The sequence below is a fragment of the Bradyrhizobium diversitatis genome (genome assembly GCF_016031635.1).
In the GTDB taxonomy this organism is placed as follows: Bacteria; Pseudomonadota; Alphaproteobacteria; order Rhizobiales; family Xanthobacteraceae; genus Bradyrhizobium; species Bradyrhizobium diversitatis.
Window position 1 is genome coordinate 16,709 of sequence record NZ_JACEGD010000037.1, and the last position, 14,618, is coordinate 31,326.

General features: G+C 63.4%; 14 protein-coding genes. 7 read left to right on the plus strand and 7 right to left on the minus strand.

All coding sequences use genetic code 11. The features are described from left to right. The first annotated feature begins 73 nt into the window (after positions 1 to 73). Positions 74 to 376 (plus strand): hypothetical protein, encoded by a 303-nt coding sequence (locus H1B27_RS31415; protein ID WP_197968710.1) that lies wholly within the window; start codon positions 74 to 76, stop codon positions 374 to 376. An 84-nt stretch (positions 377 to 460) separates the two neighbouring features. Here the strand turns inward: H1B27_RS31415 and H1B27_RS31420 are convergent, their stop codons facing one another. Beyond that, on the minus strand, positions 461 to 631 hold the full coding sequence (locus H1B27_RS31420; RefSeq protein ID WP_197968711.1) for a hypothetical protein: 171 nt from the start codon (positions 629 to 631) through the stop codon (positions 461 to 463). A 15-nt stretch (positions 632 to 646) separates the two neighbouring features. On the opposite strand from H1B27_RS31420, the gene H1B27_RS31425 reads away from it, so the two are divergent. After that, positions 647 to 1,528: a hypothetical protein gene (locus H1B27_RS31425; protein ID WP_197968712.1), complete on the plus strand. Its 882-nt coding sequence runs from the start codon at positions 647 to 649 to the stop codon at positions 1,526 to 1,528. A 161-nt stretch (positions 1,529 to 1,689) separates the two neighbouring features. Here the strand turns inward: H1B27_RS31425 and H1B27_RS31430 are convergent, their stop codons facing one another. Next, the gene (locus tag H1B27_RS31430) at positions 1,690 to 4,266 is read right to left on the minus strand and encodes an autotransporter family protein (RefSeq protein ID WP_246515840.1); all 2,577 of its coding nucleotides are present in this window, start codon (positions 4,264 to 4,266) and stop codon (positions 1,690 to 1,692) included. Further along, on the minus strand, positions 4,263 to 4,859 hold the full coding sequence (locus tag H1B27_RS31435; RefSeq protein ID WP_197968713.1) for a hypothetical protein: 597 nt from the start codon (positions 4,857 to 4,859) through the stop codon (positions 4,263 to 4,265). The genes H1B27_RS31430 and H1B27_RS31435 overlap by 4 nt, the downstream gene beginning before the upstream one ends. 187 nt (positions 4,860 to 5,046) lie before the next feature. On the opposite strand from H1B27_RS31435, the gene H1B27_RS31440 reads away from it, so the two are divergent. Beyond that, entirely contained in the window at positions 5,047 to 5,856 is an 810-nt protein-coding gene (locus H1B27_RS31440; protein ID WP_197968714.1) for an ABC transporter substrate-binding protein, read from the plus strand. Here H1B27_RS31440 and H1B27_RS31445 read toward each other — a convergent pair. Next, entirely contained in the window at positions 5,830 to 6,528 is a 699-nt protein-coding gene (locus H1B27_RS31445; protein WP_061883489.1) for an ABC transporter permease, read from the minus strand. The two genes, H1B27_RS31440 and H1B27_RS31445, sit on opposite strands and share 27 nt — an antisense overlap. Positions 6,529 to 6,824: 296 nt before the next feature. Between H1B27_RS31445 and H1B27_RS31450 the strand changes: the two genes are divergently transcribed. From H1B27_RS31450 to H1B27_RS31465, 4 genes are all read left to right on the plus strand, one after another. Next, positions 6,825 to 7,676: a 3-hydroxybutyryl-CoA dehydrogenase gene (locus H1B27_RS31450; RefSeq protein ID WP_197968715.1), complete on the plus strand. Its 852-nt coding sequence runs from the start codon at positions 6,825 to 6,827 to the stop codon at positions 7,674 to 7,676. 280 nt (positions 7,677 to 7,956) lie between these two features. Beyond that, the gene (locus tag H1B27_RS31455; RefSeq protein ID WP_061883487.1) at positions 7,957 to 8,421 is read left to right on the plus strand and encodes a group III truncated hemoglobin; all 465 of its coding nucleotides are present in this window, start codon (positions 7,957 to 7,959) and stop codon (positions 8,419 to 8,421) included. Positions 8,422 to 8,663: 242 nt separating this feature from the next. Next, complete coding sequence (locus tag H1B27_RS31460) at positions 8,664 to 9,317, plus strand: QcrA and Rieske domain-containing protein (protein WP_197968716.1); 654 nt, start codon at positions 8,664 to 8,666, stop codon at positions 9,315 to 9,317. A gap of 128 nt (positions 9,318 to 9,445) precedes the next feature. Beyond that, positions 9,446 to 11,170, plus strand: a complete 1,725-nt coding sequence (locus H1B27_RS31465; protein ID WP_197968736.1) for a methanol/ethanol family PQQ-dependent dehydrogenase — start codon at positions 9,446 to 9,448, stop codon at positions 11,168 to 11,170. A 318-nt stretch (positions 11,171 to 11,488) separates the two neighbouring features. Here the strand turns inward: H1B27_RS31465 and H1B27_RS31470 are convergent, their stop codons facing one another. From H1B27_RS31470 to H1B27_RS31480, 3 genes are read right to left on the minus strand one after another with little or no spacing between them, the layout of a single operon-like run. Beyond that, the gene (locus tag H1B27_RS31470; RefSeq protein ID WP_197968717.1) at positions 11,489 to 11,749 is read right to left on the minus strand and encodes a hypothetical protein; all 261 of its coding nucleotides are present in this window, start codon (positions 11,747 to 11,749) and stop codon (positions 11,489 to 11,491) included. 54 nt (positions 11,750 to 11,803) lie between these two features. Further along, positions 11,804 to 14,116, minus strand: a complete 2,313-nt coding sequence (locus H1B27_RS31475) for a xanthine dehydrogenase family protein molybdopterin-binding subunit (RefSeq protein ID WP_197968718.1) — start codon at positions 14,114 to 14,116, stop codon at positions 11,804 to 11,806. Position 14,117: 1 nt separating this feature from the next. Continuing rightward, entirely contained in the window at positions 14,118 to 14,570 is a 453-nt protein-coding gene (locus H1B27_RS31480; RefSeq protein WP_061883483.1) for a (2Fe-2S)-binding protein, read from the minus strand. Positions 14,571 to 14,618 lie beyond the last annotated feature (48 nt).

The following is a 14,618-nucleotide window of genomic DNA, read 5'->3' on the forward strand; positions in this document are numbered from 1 at the left end:
GTAACAAGCAGGACTATAACTCCTGACTCGCCCATATCGTCAAGTCGGCCCCTTATTTTAGGAAGGGGCCAGAATGGCCATCTTCACTATCACGTTCCGCATTCATCAGGATGCGGGTTATTCCGACCGTTACAACTCGACTGTCGAGGCGATCAAGAAGGTTTGCCACGGTGAATACTGGGACGAACCTACGTCGTTCTTTCTATTCGAGAACCCCAGCAGTTCGGCAAAAATCGCGGAATACGTAGCTGCAAATTCAAAGTTTGCTACGGACCGTGATGTTTTGCTCGTAACCAATCTTTCTCAGAACGGTTACGCAACAGCTGGCAAGGTCAAGAATCCTCAGACCCTGAAGAACCTGATGGGCAAGCGCTGAAATAGTGCTGATGCACATCTACGGGTACACGAAGAAGCCGAGCGGCGGCTAGCACAAGACGCAATCGGAATGTTTTCATGCCCTTCAACCCTTGGAATCCCGGCTTAGGCCGGGCTTCTTCTTCGGGGTCTTCTTCACCTTCGGCTTTTCCTTCAACGGCTCATGTGGCGTCTTGAGCGCGCCACGTAGCGTAGCCTCGAAACGCTCTTGGATTTCTTTTTCGCTGAATTTGTCTGAATTGTCCTTAGCGCCCATGCACGGGGGATCCCTATGGCCAGCTACAAAGATAAGCTGAAATATATAACGCCACCGGCCATTCCCAAGTGCATCTTTTGCGGAGCCCCTCCGCCCCTAACCGGCGAACACATATTCCCACGATGGTCTCACCAATATTTGCCGACGACGACCGAGAAAAACTATGAGTCTCTGCGCGGCATCCGAAATCCAATCGACAGCAAACACTATGAGATCAAGAAACCTGGCGACATAAGACATTGGAAAGTCCAATGTGTCTGCTCTACTACCTGCAACAACGGGTGGATGCGCCGCGAAATTGAGGATAGTGCAAAGCCCCATCTCATCCCCCTCATCAAGGGGGAAGAATGCCGCATTTTTCCAGCCGCGCAGACTCGTATCGCGGCATGGGCAGTCCTGAAAGCAATGGTTGCGGAGTGGACAATAAAGGGCCACGCCACAACCAATCACATGCAGCGAAAATATCTTATGCGACACTACATTCCTCCCCAAAAGGGTTGGGGAGTCTGGATCGGGCACTTCGTCAGCGATAGATCCAAAACCGCGCGGTATTATCCCCTATGGGAGGCGCATCCCTACCTTCTTATGCCCGACCGATTGGCCGCTAGGCGTCCAGATAAGGTGGCCACCTACTTCAACAGTCAGTCGTCCACGCAGGTCATCGGCCAGCTCTTTATTCACGTCCTCCGTTCGCCGATGCCAAATCTCATCCCGCGATGGCGATTTGCGCCGCCTGACCGCGGGAGCCTTTTGCGCATCTGGCCGCAGAGCCAAGCGAGCGTGGTTTGGCCGCCCAAGTCCATGAGCGACATGGACGCTGTTTACACATCCAATGCATTCATGAACTTCATCCTCGGCATCCAGCGCCGGGAGCGAGAAACCCCCACGCAAGCTTAGATCGGGCGCGCCAGCGGATGGCGCCGAAGCACCGCCCGCAGCGTCAAAACTAGATCCTGTACCGTGTGGTGTAAAGTATATAATCCCCGGACCAATTGCAGAACATCCGCGCATCCAATGCGCATATGGCGACGCCATCGGATCGAGATTGCGCCGCAAGCTTACCAAACGATGCGGAAGCCGCCGGTGCCCCTGTAGCCGTGATTGTCAGCGGGATCATCAACGCTCGCGCGGTAGGTGATCTCGCCGAACACGGCATAGCGGCCGTTCGCCCATCCATAAGTGCCGCCGCCGCCGATGCTGCCCCACAGGCGGTCGTGGCCGCTCGCGAATCCGGTGCCGGCGACATCGATCCTGGTGCCGCCCAGGAACTCGTAGTGCAGATTGCCGATGGCGTAGAGGTCGGAGCGGACGATGCCCGTGCCGTCGTTCCAGGTGCGCTGATGATTGAGCGACAGCCCGAGACGGCCGAGCAGGCTGTCGGCATTGCCGAGCGAGACCAGCGCGCCGAAGCGGTCGGTGAACGCATCGAAGCCGACCTTCGAGTAGGCAAGCTGCGCCTGCGGCGCCAGCCAGAAGCCGTTGCCGATCGCGATGCGCTTGCCGCCCTCGACACTGAAGGCGTATCCGAAGCCTTCATTGCCATGCGTCATGCTGCCCACAAGCGCCGATGACAGGTCGCTGCGGTAGAACATGGTCTGCGCCTGTCCGTCGACATAGAAGCCATCATGGCCGTACCAGGTCGCGGTGGCGCCGACGCCCGTTCCTTGTGCACGGATGCGGCCGTTGCCGAACACTGAATTGACGAAGGCCGTGGTCAGGCCGTATTGCGCAGTGAGGCCGACGATCAGCCGGCCGCGCGCGTTGTCGAGCGCAACGCCGTCGAGGCCGACCTGCGCTTTCATCTCGTCGGAATCATAGGTCGAGCCGGTCGTGTTGGACGGCCGCAGCTTGGACTGCCCGCCCTCGATGCAGCCCCAGAAGGCCGATTGCGTCCATGAGCCGTCCGTGGTCTGCGCGGTATCGATTCCCGCGCGCGCCATCGCCTCGCTGCCGCCCCAGTAACGGTTGCCGACGCGCTCTCGAAGGCTCGGCGCTTGATTCATGCCGAGCAGCACCTGTGCGTAGTTCTCGTACAGGGGGACGCCGGCCTGATAGAGCGGTCCGGCGGCGGCCGGCCCCAGTGGGTCGATCAGGCTGGAGCGCAGATACCAATCGCCGTCCGCCGGCGTACCAACTCCGTTCTTCTGCAACGTGTAGGCATAGGCGCCGCCGACCAGAGCCTGCTGGCCGTTGATGACGTAGTCGCCCTGCAAGGCAAAATTGCCGTTCGAGGCACCGGCGATGTCGATCACCTTGATGCCTTCCACCGTTTGCGCACCGCTGCCGCCGATATTGGCGATGCGCAGGGTGGATGTGCCAGACGTGGCTCCCTGCACGACCAGTCGATCAGTGATCGAGCCGTCGCCGCCGAGCGCGGTGTTGAGCAGAACCGTGCCGCCGTTGCCGGTGTAATTGCCGGTCACCGTCAGCGTCGTCCCCGGCGCGCCGCCGGTTCGCACCAGGCCGGCATTGTCCAGCGATGCGATTGTCTGGTTGAAGCCGTCGAGGTCGAATGTTCCGCCGGCGGCCGCGACATAGGCGGACGCGGCGCTGAAGGCGCCCGCCGCGCCGGCGCGCAGCGTGCCTCCGGCGATGGTGGTTGCGCCGGTGTAGCCGTTGGCGCCGGAGAGCGTCTGCACGCCACCTGTCACCGTCAGGCCGCCTGTGCCATTGATTGTGCCCGCGAACGTGTCAGTTGCATTCGTGATCGCCAGCGCCTTCGTACCGAGTGCGACCGTGCCAGTTCCTGCCAGGCTCCTGATGTGGGAGGTGCCGACGATGCCCGAAATGTCGAAGGTCGCGTTGGCCACGATGCGGCTTGAATTGGCGAGTGCATCGTCGGAGCCGGCGCCCGCCAGCGCGAGCGTGCCTTGCTGAATCACCGTTTGCCCGGTGAACGTACTCGCGCCACCCAATGTGAAGGTCCCGACGCCTGTTTTCGTGAGCCCGCCGACACCGCTGAATCCGAGCGTGCCGACGTCGAACCCGTTGGTGTCGAATGTCAGCCCGCCTGCGGCGATGCTGTGCTGGCTGACTGTTCCGCCGAAGAAGCTCGCATGGTTGGTTATCGCGCGCACGACGGCGTTGTCGTAGGTCGCCTGACTGGCTGCACTGTTGACCGAAACGCTGCCCGTCTGCAGCGTGCCGCCGCTGATGTTGAGAATGCCTGTGCGTCCGGCGGCTGGCGTGGCGAGGATGATTCGATTCGTCGCGACGACGGTCGCGCCGTCCGTAATGTTGACGATGCCTGTGCCGGAGGTGCCGACGGTCACCGCCGTGGTGTTCCACCGCGAGCCTCCCCCCGTCACTGTGATGATGGCTGTACCATCTGGGAGATCGCCCATCGAAACACTGCCAGTGCTCGTCAACGTGCTGCCGTTCTGGATCGTGAGGCTCGTCGTGAGGCCGGCAGCCGTGCGAACAGTCATGTTGCCGGTCGCACCGACCGCGCCAGGGTTGACGCCGAGGACCACGGTTGAACCGGGCGCAATGTTGACGGCGCCCCCGGCAACCGGGGGAGTTCCGCCCGTCCAGTTCGTGCCCACCGTCCAGTCATTGCTGGTCGCACCGGTCCAGGTCTGCGCCGCCGTTGCGCCCGGCAAGAGCATCGAGAGCGCGGCCGCCGAGGCGCTCATTGACAGCAGGCGAAGGAACGCAGATCGCTTGCCTCCGAAGGACGAAGGGCGATGTGGATGTCTGCCCTGATCGCCGTTCGATTGCCGTGAAGACGTTGCAGCCCCGATGCATTCGCGCATGGCGCACAGCCCTTGTTGTCTTGCTGTGCCCCGGATGGCAGATTGCCAAGCATCATCGACAGCGGATCGTGGTTGTTACGGTATGTGGCTGCCGGTGACCGGTCAATGCAGATCATTGCCGCGCATTGGGAAGGATGCGCAGTGTGTTTCCGGTGCAACGTCAGGTCGTCAAAGTTAGTGGAGCAGTAACCACGCCAGATCTGTTGGATGCGCGACGGCATGTTGCAGGATTGCGACCCGCGATCTTGCGCGCGCGCTTCATAGAGTGCGCCGAACAGGAAGCGAGCCGAGACTCGCCGCGCCCTCCAGGGGAGGATGGGGGCCGCGCGTGCAGGAAAAGGTGAAGGGGCACTCGCATCCGCCCGGGTTGCGAACCGCCACAGCCGCCGATGTTGTAATAATACCCCTGTTTTGCCCGACGCCGCAAGCGCGTCTTCGGCAAGACCGAAAATCCTCAAGCCTTTCAACCCCATCGCTACTGTGCATGGGGTTGTTTTCTCGCTCTTTATTTTGCGGGCGCGCCTGGCCTGCGCCGGCGCGCTTGTTCTGCCAGACGAGGTGCACCGCGCGCATCAACTCTCGTTGCGGCCTAATGTCGGGGTTCCCGTCGTCGTTGCCCGCGGCTATTGAGGACCGTCATTGTCTGGTCGAGGACGGCGCATGAGGAAGCTTGCCACCATCGGAGCGGTTCTGCTCTGGTCCGCCATTGCATTCGCACAGGATCGCACCATCACTGTGGCCTCGACGACCTCGACGGAGCAGTCGGGGCTGTTCGGCCATTTGCTGCCTCTGTTCTCTAGGGACGAGGGCATCAGCGTCAAGGTCGTCGCCGTCGGCACCGGCCAGGCGCTGGATATCGGGCGGCGCGGCGATGCCGACGTGGTGTTCGTCCATGACCGTGCTGCCGAAGACAAGTTCATGTCCGAAGGGCAGGGCGTGAAGCGCTTCGACGTCATGTACAACGACTTCGTCATCATCGGCCCCAAGAGCGACCCCGCGAAGATCGCCGGCGGCAAGGATGTCGCGGACGCGCTGCGCAAGATCGCGGCGGCCAAGGCGCCGTTCATCTCGCGCGGCGACAAGTCCGGCACGCATGCGGCCGAGTTGAGGCTATGGAAAGAGGCTGGCGTTGACCTCAATGCCGGCAAGGACAACTGGTACCGGGAAATCGGTCAGGGCATGGGCCCTGCGCTGAACATGGCCTCGTCGTCGAACGCCTATCTTCTGTCGGACCGCGGCACCTGGCTGTCGTTCAAGAACCGTGGCGAACTCGCCATCCTGACCGAGGGTGACAAGCGGCTGTTCAACCAGTACGGCGTCATGCTGGTGAATCCTGAAAAGCATCCGAGCGTGAAGGCAAAGGACGGGCAGGCCTTCATCGACTGGCTGGTTTCGCCGAAGGGGCAGGACGCGATCGCCGGGTACAAGGTCGGCGGCGAGCAGCTATTTTTCCCCAACGCGTCCCACTAGCACGAAGGCGACGGTCGATACCGCGATGCTGAGCGCCAGCAGGATCAGCCCGAGTCCGAGCGCCAGCGGCAGGTCGCCCTTGCTGGTTTCCAGTGCGATCGCCGTCGTCATCGTGCGGGTGAAGCCGCGGATGTTGCCGCCGACGACGATGATGGCGCCGACTTCCGCAATGGCGCGCCCGAACGCCGCGAGAAAGGCCGTCAGCAGCGAGGTTCGCCCGAGCGCGAACAGCAGGCCGATGCTGCGCAGTGTCGATAGCCCGTCGATCCGCGCCAGGTCGCCATACTCCGCCCACAGCAGGCTCGCCGGCCGGTGCACCAGCGCCACCACGATCGGCGTGGCGAGCAACGTCTGCGCAATCACCATGGCGGCCGGCGTGAACAGCAAGCCCGCCGCCCCGAGCGGACCGGACCGCGACAGCAGGAGATAGAGGGCGAGCCCGACCACGACCGGCGGAAGGCCGAGCAGCGCATTGGTCACGACGATGATAACCTGACGTCCCCGGAAGCGGGTGATCGCAAGCAGGGCTCCCAGCGGTGCGCCGATCAGGAGCGCGACGATGCTGGCGGTCAGGCTGACCCGCACCGACAATGCGACGATGCCGAGCAGCTCGGCGTCGGCCTCGGCGATCAGGGTGAGGGCGGAGCCGATAGATCGTGCAAAGTCGTTCATCCGGCCTCAGGCAACTCCGTTCCGCGGGGCTCCCGCGACGTGCGTTCTGGCCGTTGCGGCTGCCATAATCAAGACCCGACTGGGCTGCCGCGGGAGGGCATGGAGGCCGCAAACCGGCCTCCGGGCGCCCGAGGCCGGTGTTTGAAGCCCCTCAGGCGCTTTATTCCGTCCATGAATGCTTTAAGGGAGGGGCAGGATCGGGTCGCAGCCGTCTTGCGGCGGTGCTAGACCTGATGCGGAAACAAAGGCGCCGGGCCATGCTGGCATCGGCTGCAGCATGAGAAGGATGTGACGCAATGATCCAGACGGTTGGCATCATCGGGGCAGGGACCATGGGGAACGGCATCGCGCAGGTCTGCGCCGCGGCCGGGCTTTCGGTCGTGATGGTCGACATTTCCGATGCGGCGGTGAACCGCGGCCTCTCGACCGTCGGCGGCAGCCTCGAGCGCTTGGTCAAGAAGGACAAGATGTCGGCGGCCGACCGCGAGGCGACGCTCAAGCGCATCACCGGCACCACCGACCGGTCGAAGCTGTCGGATTGCGATCTGGTCATCGAGGCCGCGACCGAGAACGAGGAGGTCAAGGTCAAGATCCTGCAGGATCTCTGCGCCAAGCTGTCGCCGCGCACGCTGGTCGCGACCAACACGTCGTCGATCTCGATCACCAAGCTCGCTGCGGCGACCGATCGTCCCGACCGGTTCATCGGCATGCACTTCTTCAACCCGGTGCCGGTGATGGCGCTGCTGGAACTCATCCGCGGCTTGCAGACCTCGGACGACACCCATGCCAAGGCGCTCGATTTCGCCAAGCGCGTCGGCAAGGTGGCGATCACGGCGAAGAACAGCCCGGGTTTCGCCGTCAACCGCATCCTGTGCCCGATGATCAACGAAGCGATCTTCGCGCTCCAGGAGGGCATCGCAACGGCGGAAGAGATCGACGCCGGCATGAAGCTCGGCTGCAACCATCCGATCGGGCCACTGGCGCTCGCCGATCTCGTCGGGCTCGACACCATGCTTTCGGTGATGGAGGTCTTTTACAAGGGCTTCAACGATCCCAAATATCGGCCGGCCCCGCTGCTGAAGGAAATGGTCGATGCCGGCCATCTCGGCCGCAAGACCGGGCAGGGTTTCTACACTTATACAGCCTGATGAAGGCATTGGCGGCGGGCACCAGCGCCCGCCGCCAGATCCCGCAATTTGCGCGGCGACAAAGACGCCGCGCGCAACTGGCCCGACAATGTCGTAGGTGCCCTTCCTTTTCCCCTTGTGGGAGAAGGTGGCGCGAAGCGCCGGATGAGGGGTCGTCTCTGCAAGCGCAACTGCTTGAGGAGCACGCGGAGAGAACCCCTCACCCATCTCAATCGCGCGGAGCGCGATTGATCTACCCTCCCACAAGGGGAGAGGGGAAGAAGGAACGGATAGCAAGGACATGTCGGATCGACTGAAGGCCGAGCGCGAAGCGGCGGCCGCGCGGCGGAGCCTGTTGACCCAGGATGCGATCGAGCGCACCGGGATCACGGAGGAGATGATCGGGGAGCTCGTCACCCGCTTCTACGGACGCGTGCGCGAGGACGCGCTGCTTGGTCCGGTCTTCGCCACCGTGCAGAATTGGGACGAGCACCTCGCCAAGCTCCGGGATTTCTGGTCCTCGGTCGTGCTGATGAGCGGCCGCTATCATGGCTCGCCGATGCGGGCGCATCTGCCGCTGAATCTGGTGGGAGATCATTTCGACCGCTGGCTCGATCTGTTCGAACAGACCGCGCGCGAGGTCTGCCCGCCGGCGGCGGCCGCGTTGTTCATCGACAAGGCGCGTCGTATCGCCGACAGTTTCGAAATGGCGTCGGCAACCGTTGCGGGCCGCATCGCTTCGCCGCGTCACGTGCTCAGATCCTGAACACAGATGCCCGCCTGAGAAACGCGCGGCTCGCATCCCGCGATGGCGCGCTGCACCAATTCCAACATCATCGGTCTGATCTGCAAAATCATCATGCGGTTCGCGTGATGCGATGTAGAATTTGCGAAAACGCGCTTGCTCGCTGGGATTGATTCAATCAAAGAGAGTGAAGCCACATTGATGCACTGCGGCGCCAAGTCTTCGCCTTCATTTCGGCAGAGTTCCAGCGCCTGCTAGCGGGCATGGCTCGCGCATCGTTCGATACCCATTCATCATCCTCCGAGAATGCTGCTGAACCCGACGTCGAAGCGGACGCCGAACAGACACGGCGATCCGTGCTGCTCGGTGCGCTGGCGGCGACGGCGTGCCTCGGCTGCTCCCCGCCGGCGCGTGCAGGCGAGGATCCGCCCGGCGCCGACGAACGGCCGCAGAAGGGCGACCTGCTCGTCTTCTCCGAAGGTGACCAGGAAGGAAAGCTCGTTACCGCGGCCGATCTGCATGCCGGCGGACCGCCGGTCCATGCCTGGCCGAAGGATCCCAACACATCGGTGGTGCGCAGCGCCTCGCGGCTCAACGAGATCCTGATCATCAAGCTCGATCCCGCCGAGCTCGACGAAAAAACCCGCGCGCGTGCTGTCGACGGCATCATCGCCTATTCGGCGATCTGCTCGCATGCGGGCTGTCCTGTCACCGCCTGGGTGAAGAGCGATGTCGGCGACAAGGAGGTGTTCAAGTGCATGTGCCACAATTCCGAATACGACCCTCGCGCGGGCGCGCAGGTCGTGTTCGGACCGGCGCCGCGACGGCTCGCGGCGTTGCCTCTGACACTGGCTGACGGATCACTCAGCGTCGCCGGCAATTTCGTCGGAAAGGTAGGTGGCGCGCAGCCAGGATGATGGACGTTGCGGGCCATGCCCGCGTCACGAGAGGCCGCCTCCGCCGATGGGCGGACGACGGGACGAACGACAAGAATTCACAACAAGAATTCAAACGGATGAAAAGGGGAACGTCCATGAAAACTTCCATGGCAAGGAAGCAATGGTTACTGTCCGGCTTCGTCGCCTTCACCTGCCTCGCCTCGACCGCCGCCGTATCGGGCCCGATCGAGAACTACACACCGGTCACGGCGCAGCGGCTGGAGAATCCGGAGCCGAGCAATTGGATGCTCTATCGGCGCACCTATGACGGGCAGGGCTACAGTCCGCTCGACCAGATCAACACCTCGAACGTGAAGAGCCTCACGCCGGTCTGGACCTTTGCCACCGGCGTGGTCGAAGGTCATCAGGCGCCGCCGATCGTCAACAATGGCGCGATGTTCGTGACGACCCCAATGGGGCAGGTGATCGCGCTGAACGCGAAGACCGGCGACGAATATTGGCGCTACAAGCGGCAGCTTCCTGACGATCTGTTCCAGCTGCATCCGACCAACCGGGGCGTCGGCCTGTGGGAGGACAAGCTCTACCTCGCCACCACCGACGACCATGTGGTCGCGCTCGATGCCAAGACCGGCAAAGTGCTGTGGGATACCAAGGTGCAGGACTACAGGAAGGGCCAGTATCTGACCCTGATGCCGTTGATCGTGGACGGCAAGGTCATCGTCGGCGGCTCCGGCGGCGAGTTCGGCGTGCGCGGCTATATCGTGGCTTATGATGCCAAGGACGGCAAGGAGTTGTGGCGGACCTACACCATCCCCGGCGAAGGCGAGCCCGGTCACGACACCTGGCAGGGCGACGACTGGAAGAACGGCGGTGGATCGGCCTGGATGACCGGAAATTACGACAAGGAGACCAAGACGATCTATTGGGGCGTCGGCAATGCGGCGCCGTGGCCCGGCGAGACCCATCCCGGCGACAATCTCTACACTGCGTCGGTGCTCGCGCTCGATCCCGGCACCGGCAAGATCAAGGCCTATCACCAGTATCACCAGAACGATTCCTGGGATTGGGACGAGGTCGAGGCCCCGATGCTGATCGATCTGCAACGCAACGGTCGCACCATCAAGAGCTTGGTCCATCCGGGACGCGACGCGATCTTCTGGGTGCTCGAGCGCACGCCGACCAAGATCAACTATGTCGCAGGCTGGCCGTTCGTCTATACCGACGTCTGGAAGGGCATCGACGAGACCGGCAAGCCGATCGTGGATCCCGCGCACAAGCCAGTCATCGGGAAACGCGTCGAGTTCTGTCCGTCGCTGTGGGGCGGCAAGGATTGGCCGTCGGCCGCCTATAGCCAGAAGACCGGCCTCGTCTACGTGCCCGCCAACGAGAATTTCTGCGGCGGATTCACCGGCGAGAAGGTCCCGCTCAAGCCGGGCGAGCTCTGGCTCGGCACCAAGCCAGAGGACATCGGCCTGAAGACGAGGCCGGGCGCGGATCATTTCGGCGAGCTTCAGGCCTGGGATCCCGCCACGGGCAAGAAGGTGTGGCAGCACAACTTCCCGAAGTCGCAGCTGTTCGGCTCGGTGACGGCGACGGCGGGCGATCTCATCTTCGTCGGCGGCACCAACGACCGCAACTTCCGAGCCTTCCACGCCAAGACCGGCGAACTTCTGTGGGAACAGAAGACCAACTCCGGCATCGTCGGCATGCCGGTGTCCTATGAGATCGACGGCACGCAGTACATCGCGATCCAGTCGGGATGGGGCGTGGACGCACAGCGCATCCAGGACGCGCTCGTGACCAACAATATCGGCATCGAAGCCAATGTGCCCCAAGGCGGGGTCATCTGGGTCTTCGCGCTGAAGAAATAGCTCCGCGGGCGGATCGAAAGTAGCGGAGCAGCAAGGGGGGTGGTGAATGCGGCGGACGGCAACGTCCGCCGCATTTTTATCGTGATGGACAGCGTCGCGCGCGCCTTTTTTTCCCTTCTCCCCCTTGTGGGAGAAGGTGGCGCGAAGCGCCGGATGAGGGGTTTTCTCGACGCGCAAGACCGTTTGCGAGGTTAGAGACCCCTCACCCAAGAGAGGCTGTGACGACTTGCGTCGCTGCCCTCTCCCACAAGGGGAGAGGGCACATCAACTGGCACCGCCGACAGTGGTCGCCACGATGGTGTGCACACAAGGCCCTCGCTACTTCCCTTGGCGCTCGACCTTGTCCTTTTCCTTCTGGTTCATCTCACGGATCTTCGGATCCGTGTTGTGCTGTCCCGTCGTCTGCGTGGTCGAAGCGGGCGGGGCATTGGCGTTAGGGAGCGAAGTCTGGTCCGGCGTGGCGGGGCGCGTGGCCGTTGTCGGCGGAGTCGTGCTGTCCTGCGCGAACGCACCGGTGGCGGTCAAAAGAAAGGCGCCCGACAGCAACGAGACTGCGAGCGCCCTTGAGATGTTGGTCATCGATCTGCTCCTGTCAGATCGATGCAAACGGCGCGAGGCCGCTTGTGTTCCGTCTCACGCTTCCAATTGCTTGCCGATCGGAAGCGAGCGGATGCGTTTTCCCGTCGCCGCGAAGATCGCGTTAATCAGGGCCGGTGCGAACGGGGGAACGCCGGGCTCGCCGACACCGCTCGGCGGCGTGTCTGATGCGGGCGGCACGATGTAGACGTTGGTCACGACAGGAGAATCGTCCATCCTGACGACCTGGAAGTCGTCAAAATTCTTCTGCTGCACCTTGCCGTCCTTGAAGGTGATCTCGCCGTATTTGGCGAGACTGAGCCCCATGATCGCCGCGCCCTCGATCTGCGAAGCGATGCGTTCGGGGTTGACATAGGTGCCGCAATCGATCGCGGTGTCGACCCGCGGCACGGTCAGCTTGCCCTTGTCGTCGATGGCGACCTCGACGACGGTCGCGATGTAGCTGACGAAGCTGCGGTGCACGGCGATGCCGAGACCGTGGCCCTTCGGCACCTTGCGCCCCCACTCGCCCTTCTCGGCGACCAGTTCGACCACCTTGCGCAGGCGCGCGGTGTCGATCGGGTAGCTCTCCTGGGGCTCGCCGTAGTTCCAGAGGTCCTTCACGTTCGGCTTGACGATGCGGGGCGAGCCGATCAGCTCGAGCAGCATGTCTTTCTGGTCGCGGCCGGTTGCCTGCGCGATTTCTCCGACCATCGATTGCACCGCGAAGGCGCGGGGAATGTTCGAGACCGAGCGGAACCAGCCGATGCGGGTGTGCGCGGCTGCTTCCGGATTCTCGCAGGAGATGTTGGCGATCTCGAACGGCATATCGACGAGGCCCATGCCGATCTCGAACGGGGCCTGATGCACTGTGCCGGCGGCAAAGGTCGAGGCGATGCTGGGAGCCACGCTGCGGTGGCGCCAGGCGATCACCTTGCCGCTCTTGTCGAGACCGGCCTCGATCCGCTCGACCGAGACGGTGTGCACGAAGCCGTTGTGGAGGTCGTCTTCGCGCGTCCACTGCACCTTCACCGGCGCGCCGAGCTCTTTGGACAGCAGGGCGGCCTCGAGTGCAAAGTCGCATTTCGACTTGCGACCGAAACCACCGCCGAGCAGCGTCACGTTGACGGTGACGTTGCCTTCGGGGATCTCCAGCGTCTTGGCGACGTCCTCGCGGGTGCCGCCGGGACTCTGCACCGGCGCCCAGATCTCCGCCGTGTCGCCCTTGACATTGGCAACCGCGACCGGCGGCTCCATGGCGACATGGGCGAGATGCGGGACGTAGTATTCGCCGACGATGACCTTGTCGGCCCCCTTTAGGGCGGCGTCCGCATCGCCCTCCTTGCGCAGGACGAGGCCGGGCTTGCGCGAGGCCTCCTCAAGCTCCTTGCGATAGGCGACGGAGTCGTATTTGCCGTTCGGACCGTCGTCCCATACCAGCTTCAACGCGTCGCGGCCCTTGATCGCCGCGCCGGTGTTGCGCGCGATCACGGCGACGCCGCCGAGCGGCTGGAACTTCGAGGGCCACGGCCAGCCGCGCACCTGCATCACCTTCTCGACGCCGGGAATCTTGAGAGCCGCCTCCGGATCGAACGAGACCAGCTTGCCGCCCGTGACGGGCGGGCGCGCGATCACGGCATACTTCATGCCGGGCAAGCGGACATCCGCGCCGTAACGCGCCTTGCCGGTGGTGATGTCGTGGAGATCGACAATGCCGACCTGACCCTTGCCGAGATAGCGGAAGTCCTTGGGGTTCTTCAGCTTGAGGCCTTCGATACTCGGCACCGATTCCTTGGCCGCATCCGCTGCGAGCTCGCCGAAGCCCAGCTTGCGGCCGCTGGCACTGTGGACGACCTCGTGGTTGACCGCCTTGACCTCGGTCGCCGGTACGCCCCAGCGCTTGGCCGCGGCCTGCTCCAGCATGGTGCGGGCGGAGGCGCCGATCTGGCGCATCGGCATCAGATAGTGCCGCGTGCTGCGCGAGCCGTCGGTGTCCTGGTTGCCGAACCTGACCTCGTCGCCATGGGCCTGCTGCACCTTGACCCTGGACCAGTCGGCTTCCATCTCCTCGGCCACGATCAGCGGCAGGCTGGTGCGCACGCCGGTGCCCATTTCCGAACGGTGCCCGATGATGGTGACGATACCATCCGGGGCGACCGAAACGAACACGCGCGGATCGACCACGACACCGTGCGGCATCTGGCCGGCACCGGTCTCATAGGCGAGCGCCTGGCGCGACATCACGGGGGCGGCGAGGACGAAGCCACCGGTGACGCCGAGCCCCTTCAGGATGCTGCGGCGCGAAACCTTCTCGACCCTGATATGCTTCTCGAAGCCGCGAAGCTTGCGGGGATTGTCGATGAAGTTCATGTCACACTCCCGTCGATGCGAGATGGACGGCGTTCTCGATGCGCTGGTAGCAGCCGCAGCGGCAGATGTTGCCCGACATCGCCTCGCGGATCTGGTCATGCGAGGGTTTCGGGTTGTCCATCAGGAGGGCTGCAGCCTGCATGATCTGGCCGGCCTGGCAGAAGCCGCATTGGGGCACGTTGACCTGACGCCAGGCCTTCTGCACCGGGTGATCGCCGTTGGGATGCAATCCCTCGATCGTGGTGACCTCGCGTCCGGCGACGTCGTTGATGGACGTGATGCAGGCCCGCACCGCCTGCTTGTCGACGATGACCGTGCAGGCGCCACACAGAGCCTGGCCGCAGCCGTATTTGGTGCCGGTCAGCCCGGCCTCGTCACGCAGGAACCAGAGTAGCGGGAGGTCCGGGTCGCCGTCCCAGCTCTGTTCCTGGCCGTTGATCTTCACCTTGATCATGATCGTCCCTCGCTCTTCATAAGCATGCCAAATTCAAAGTCCGCCGAC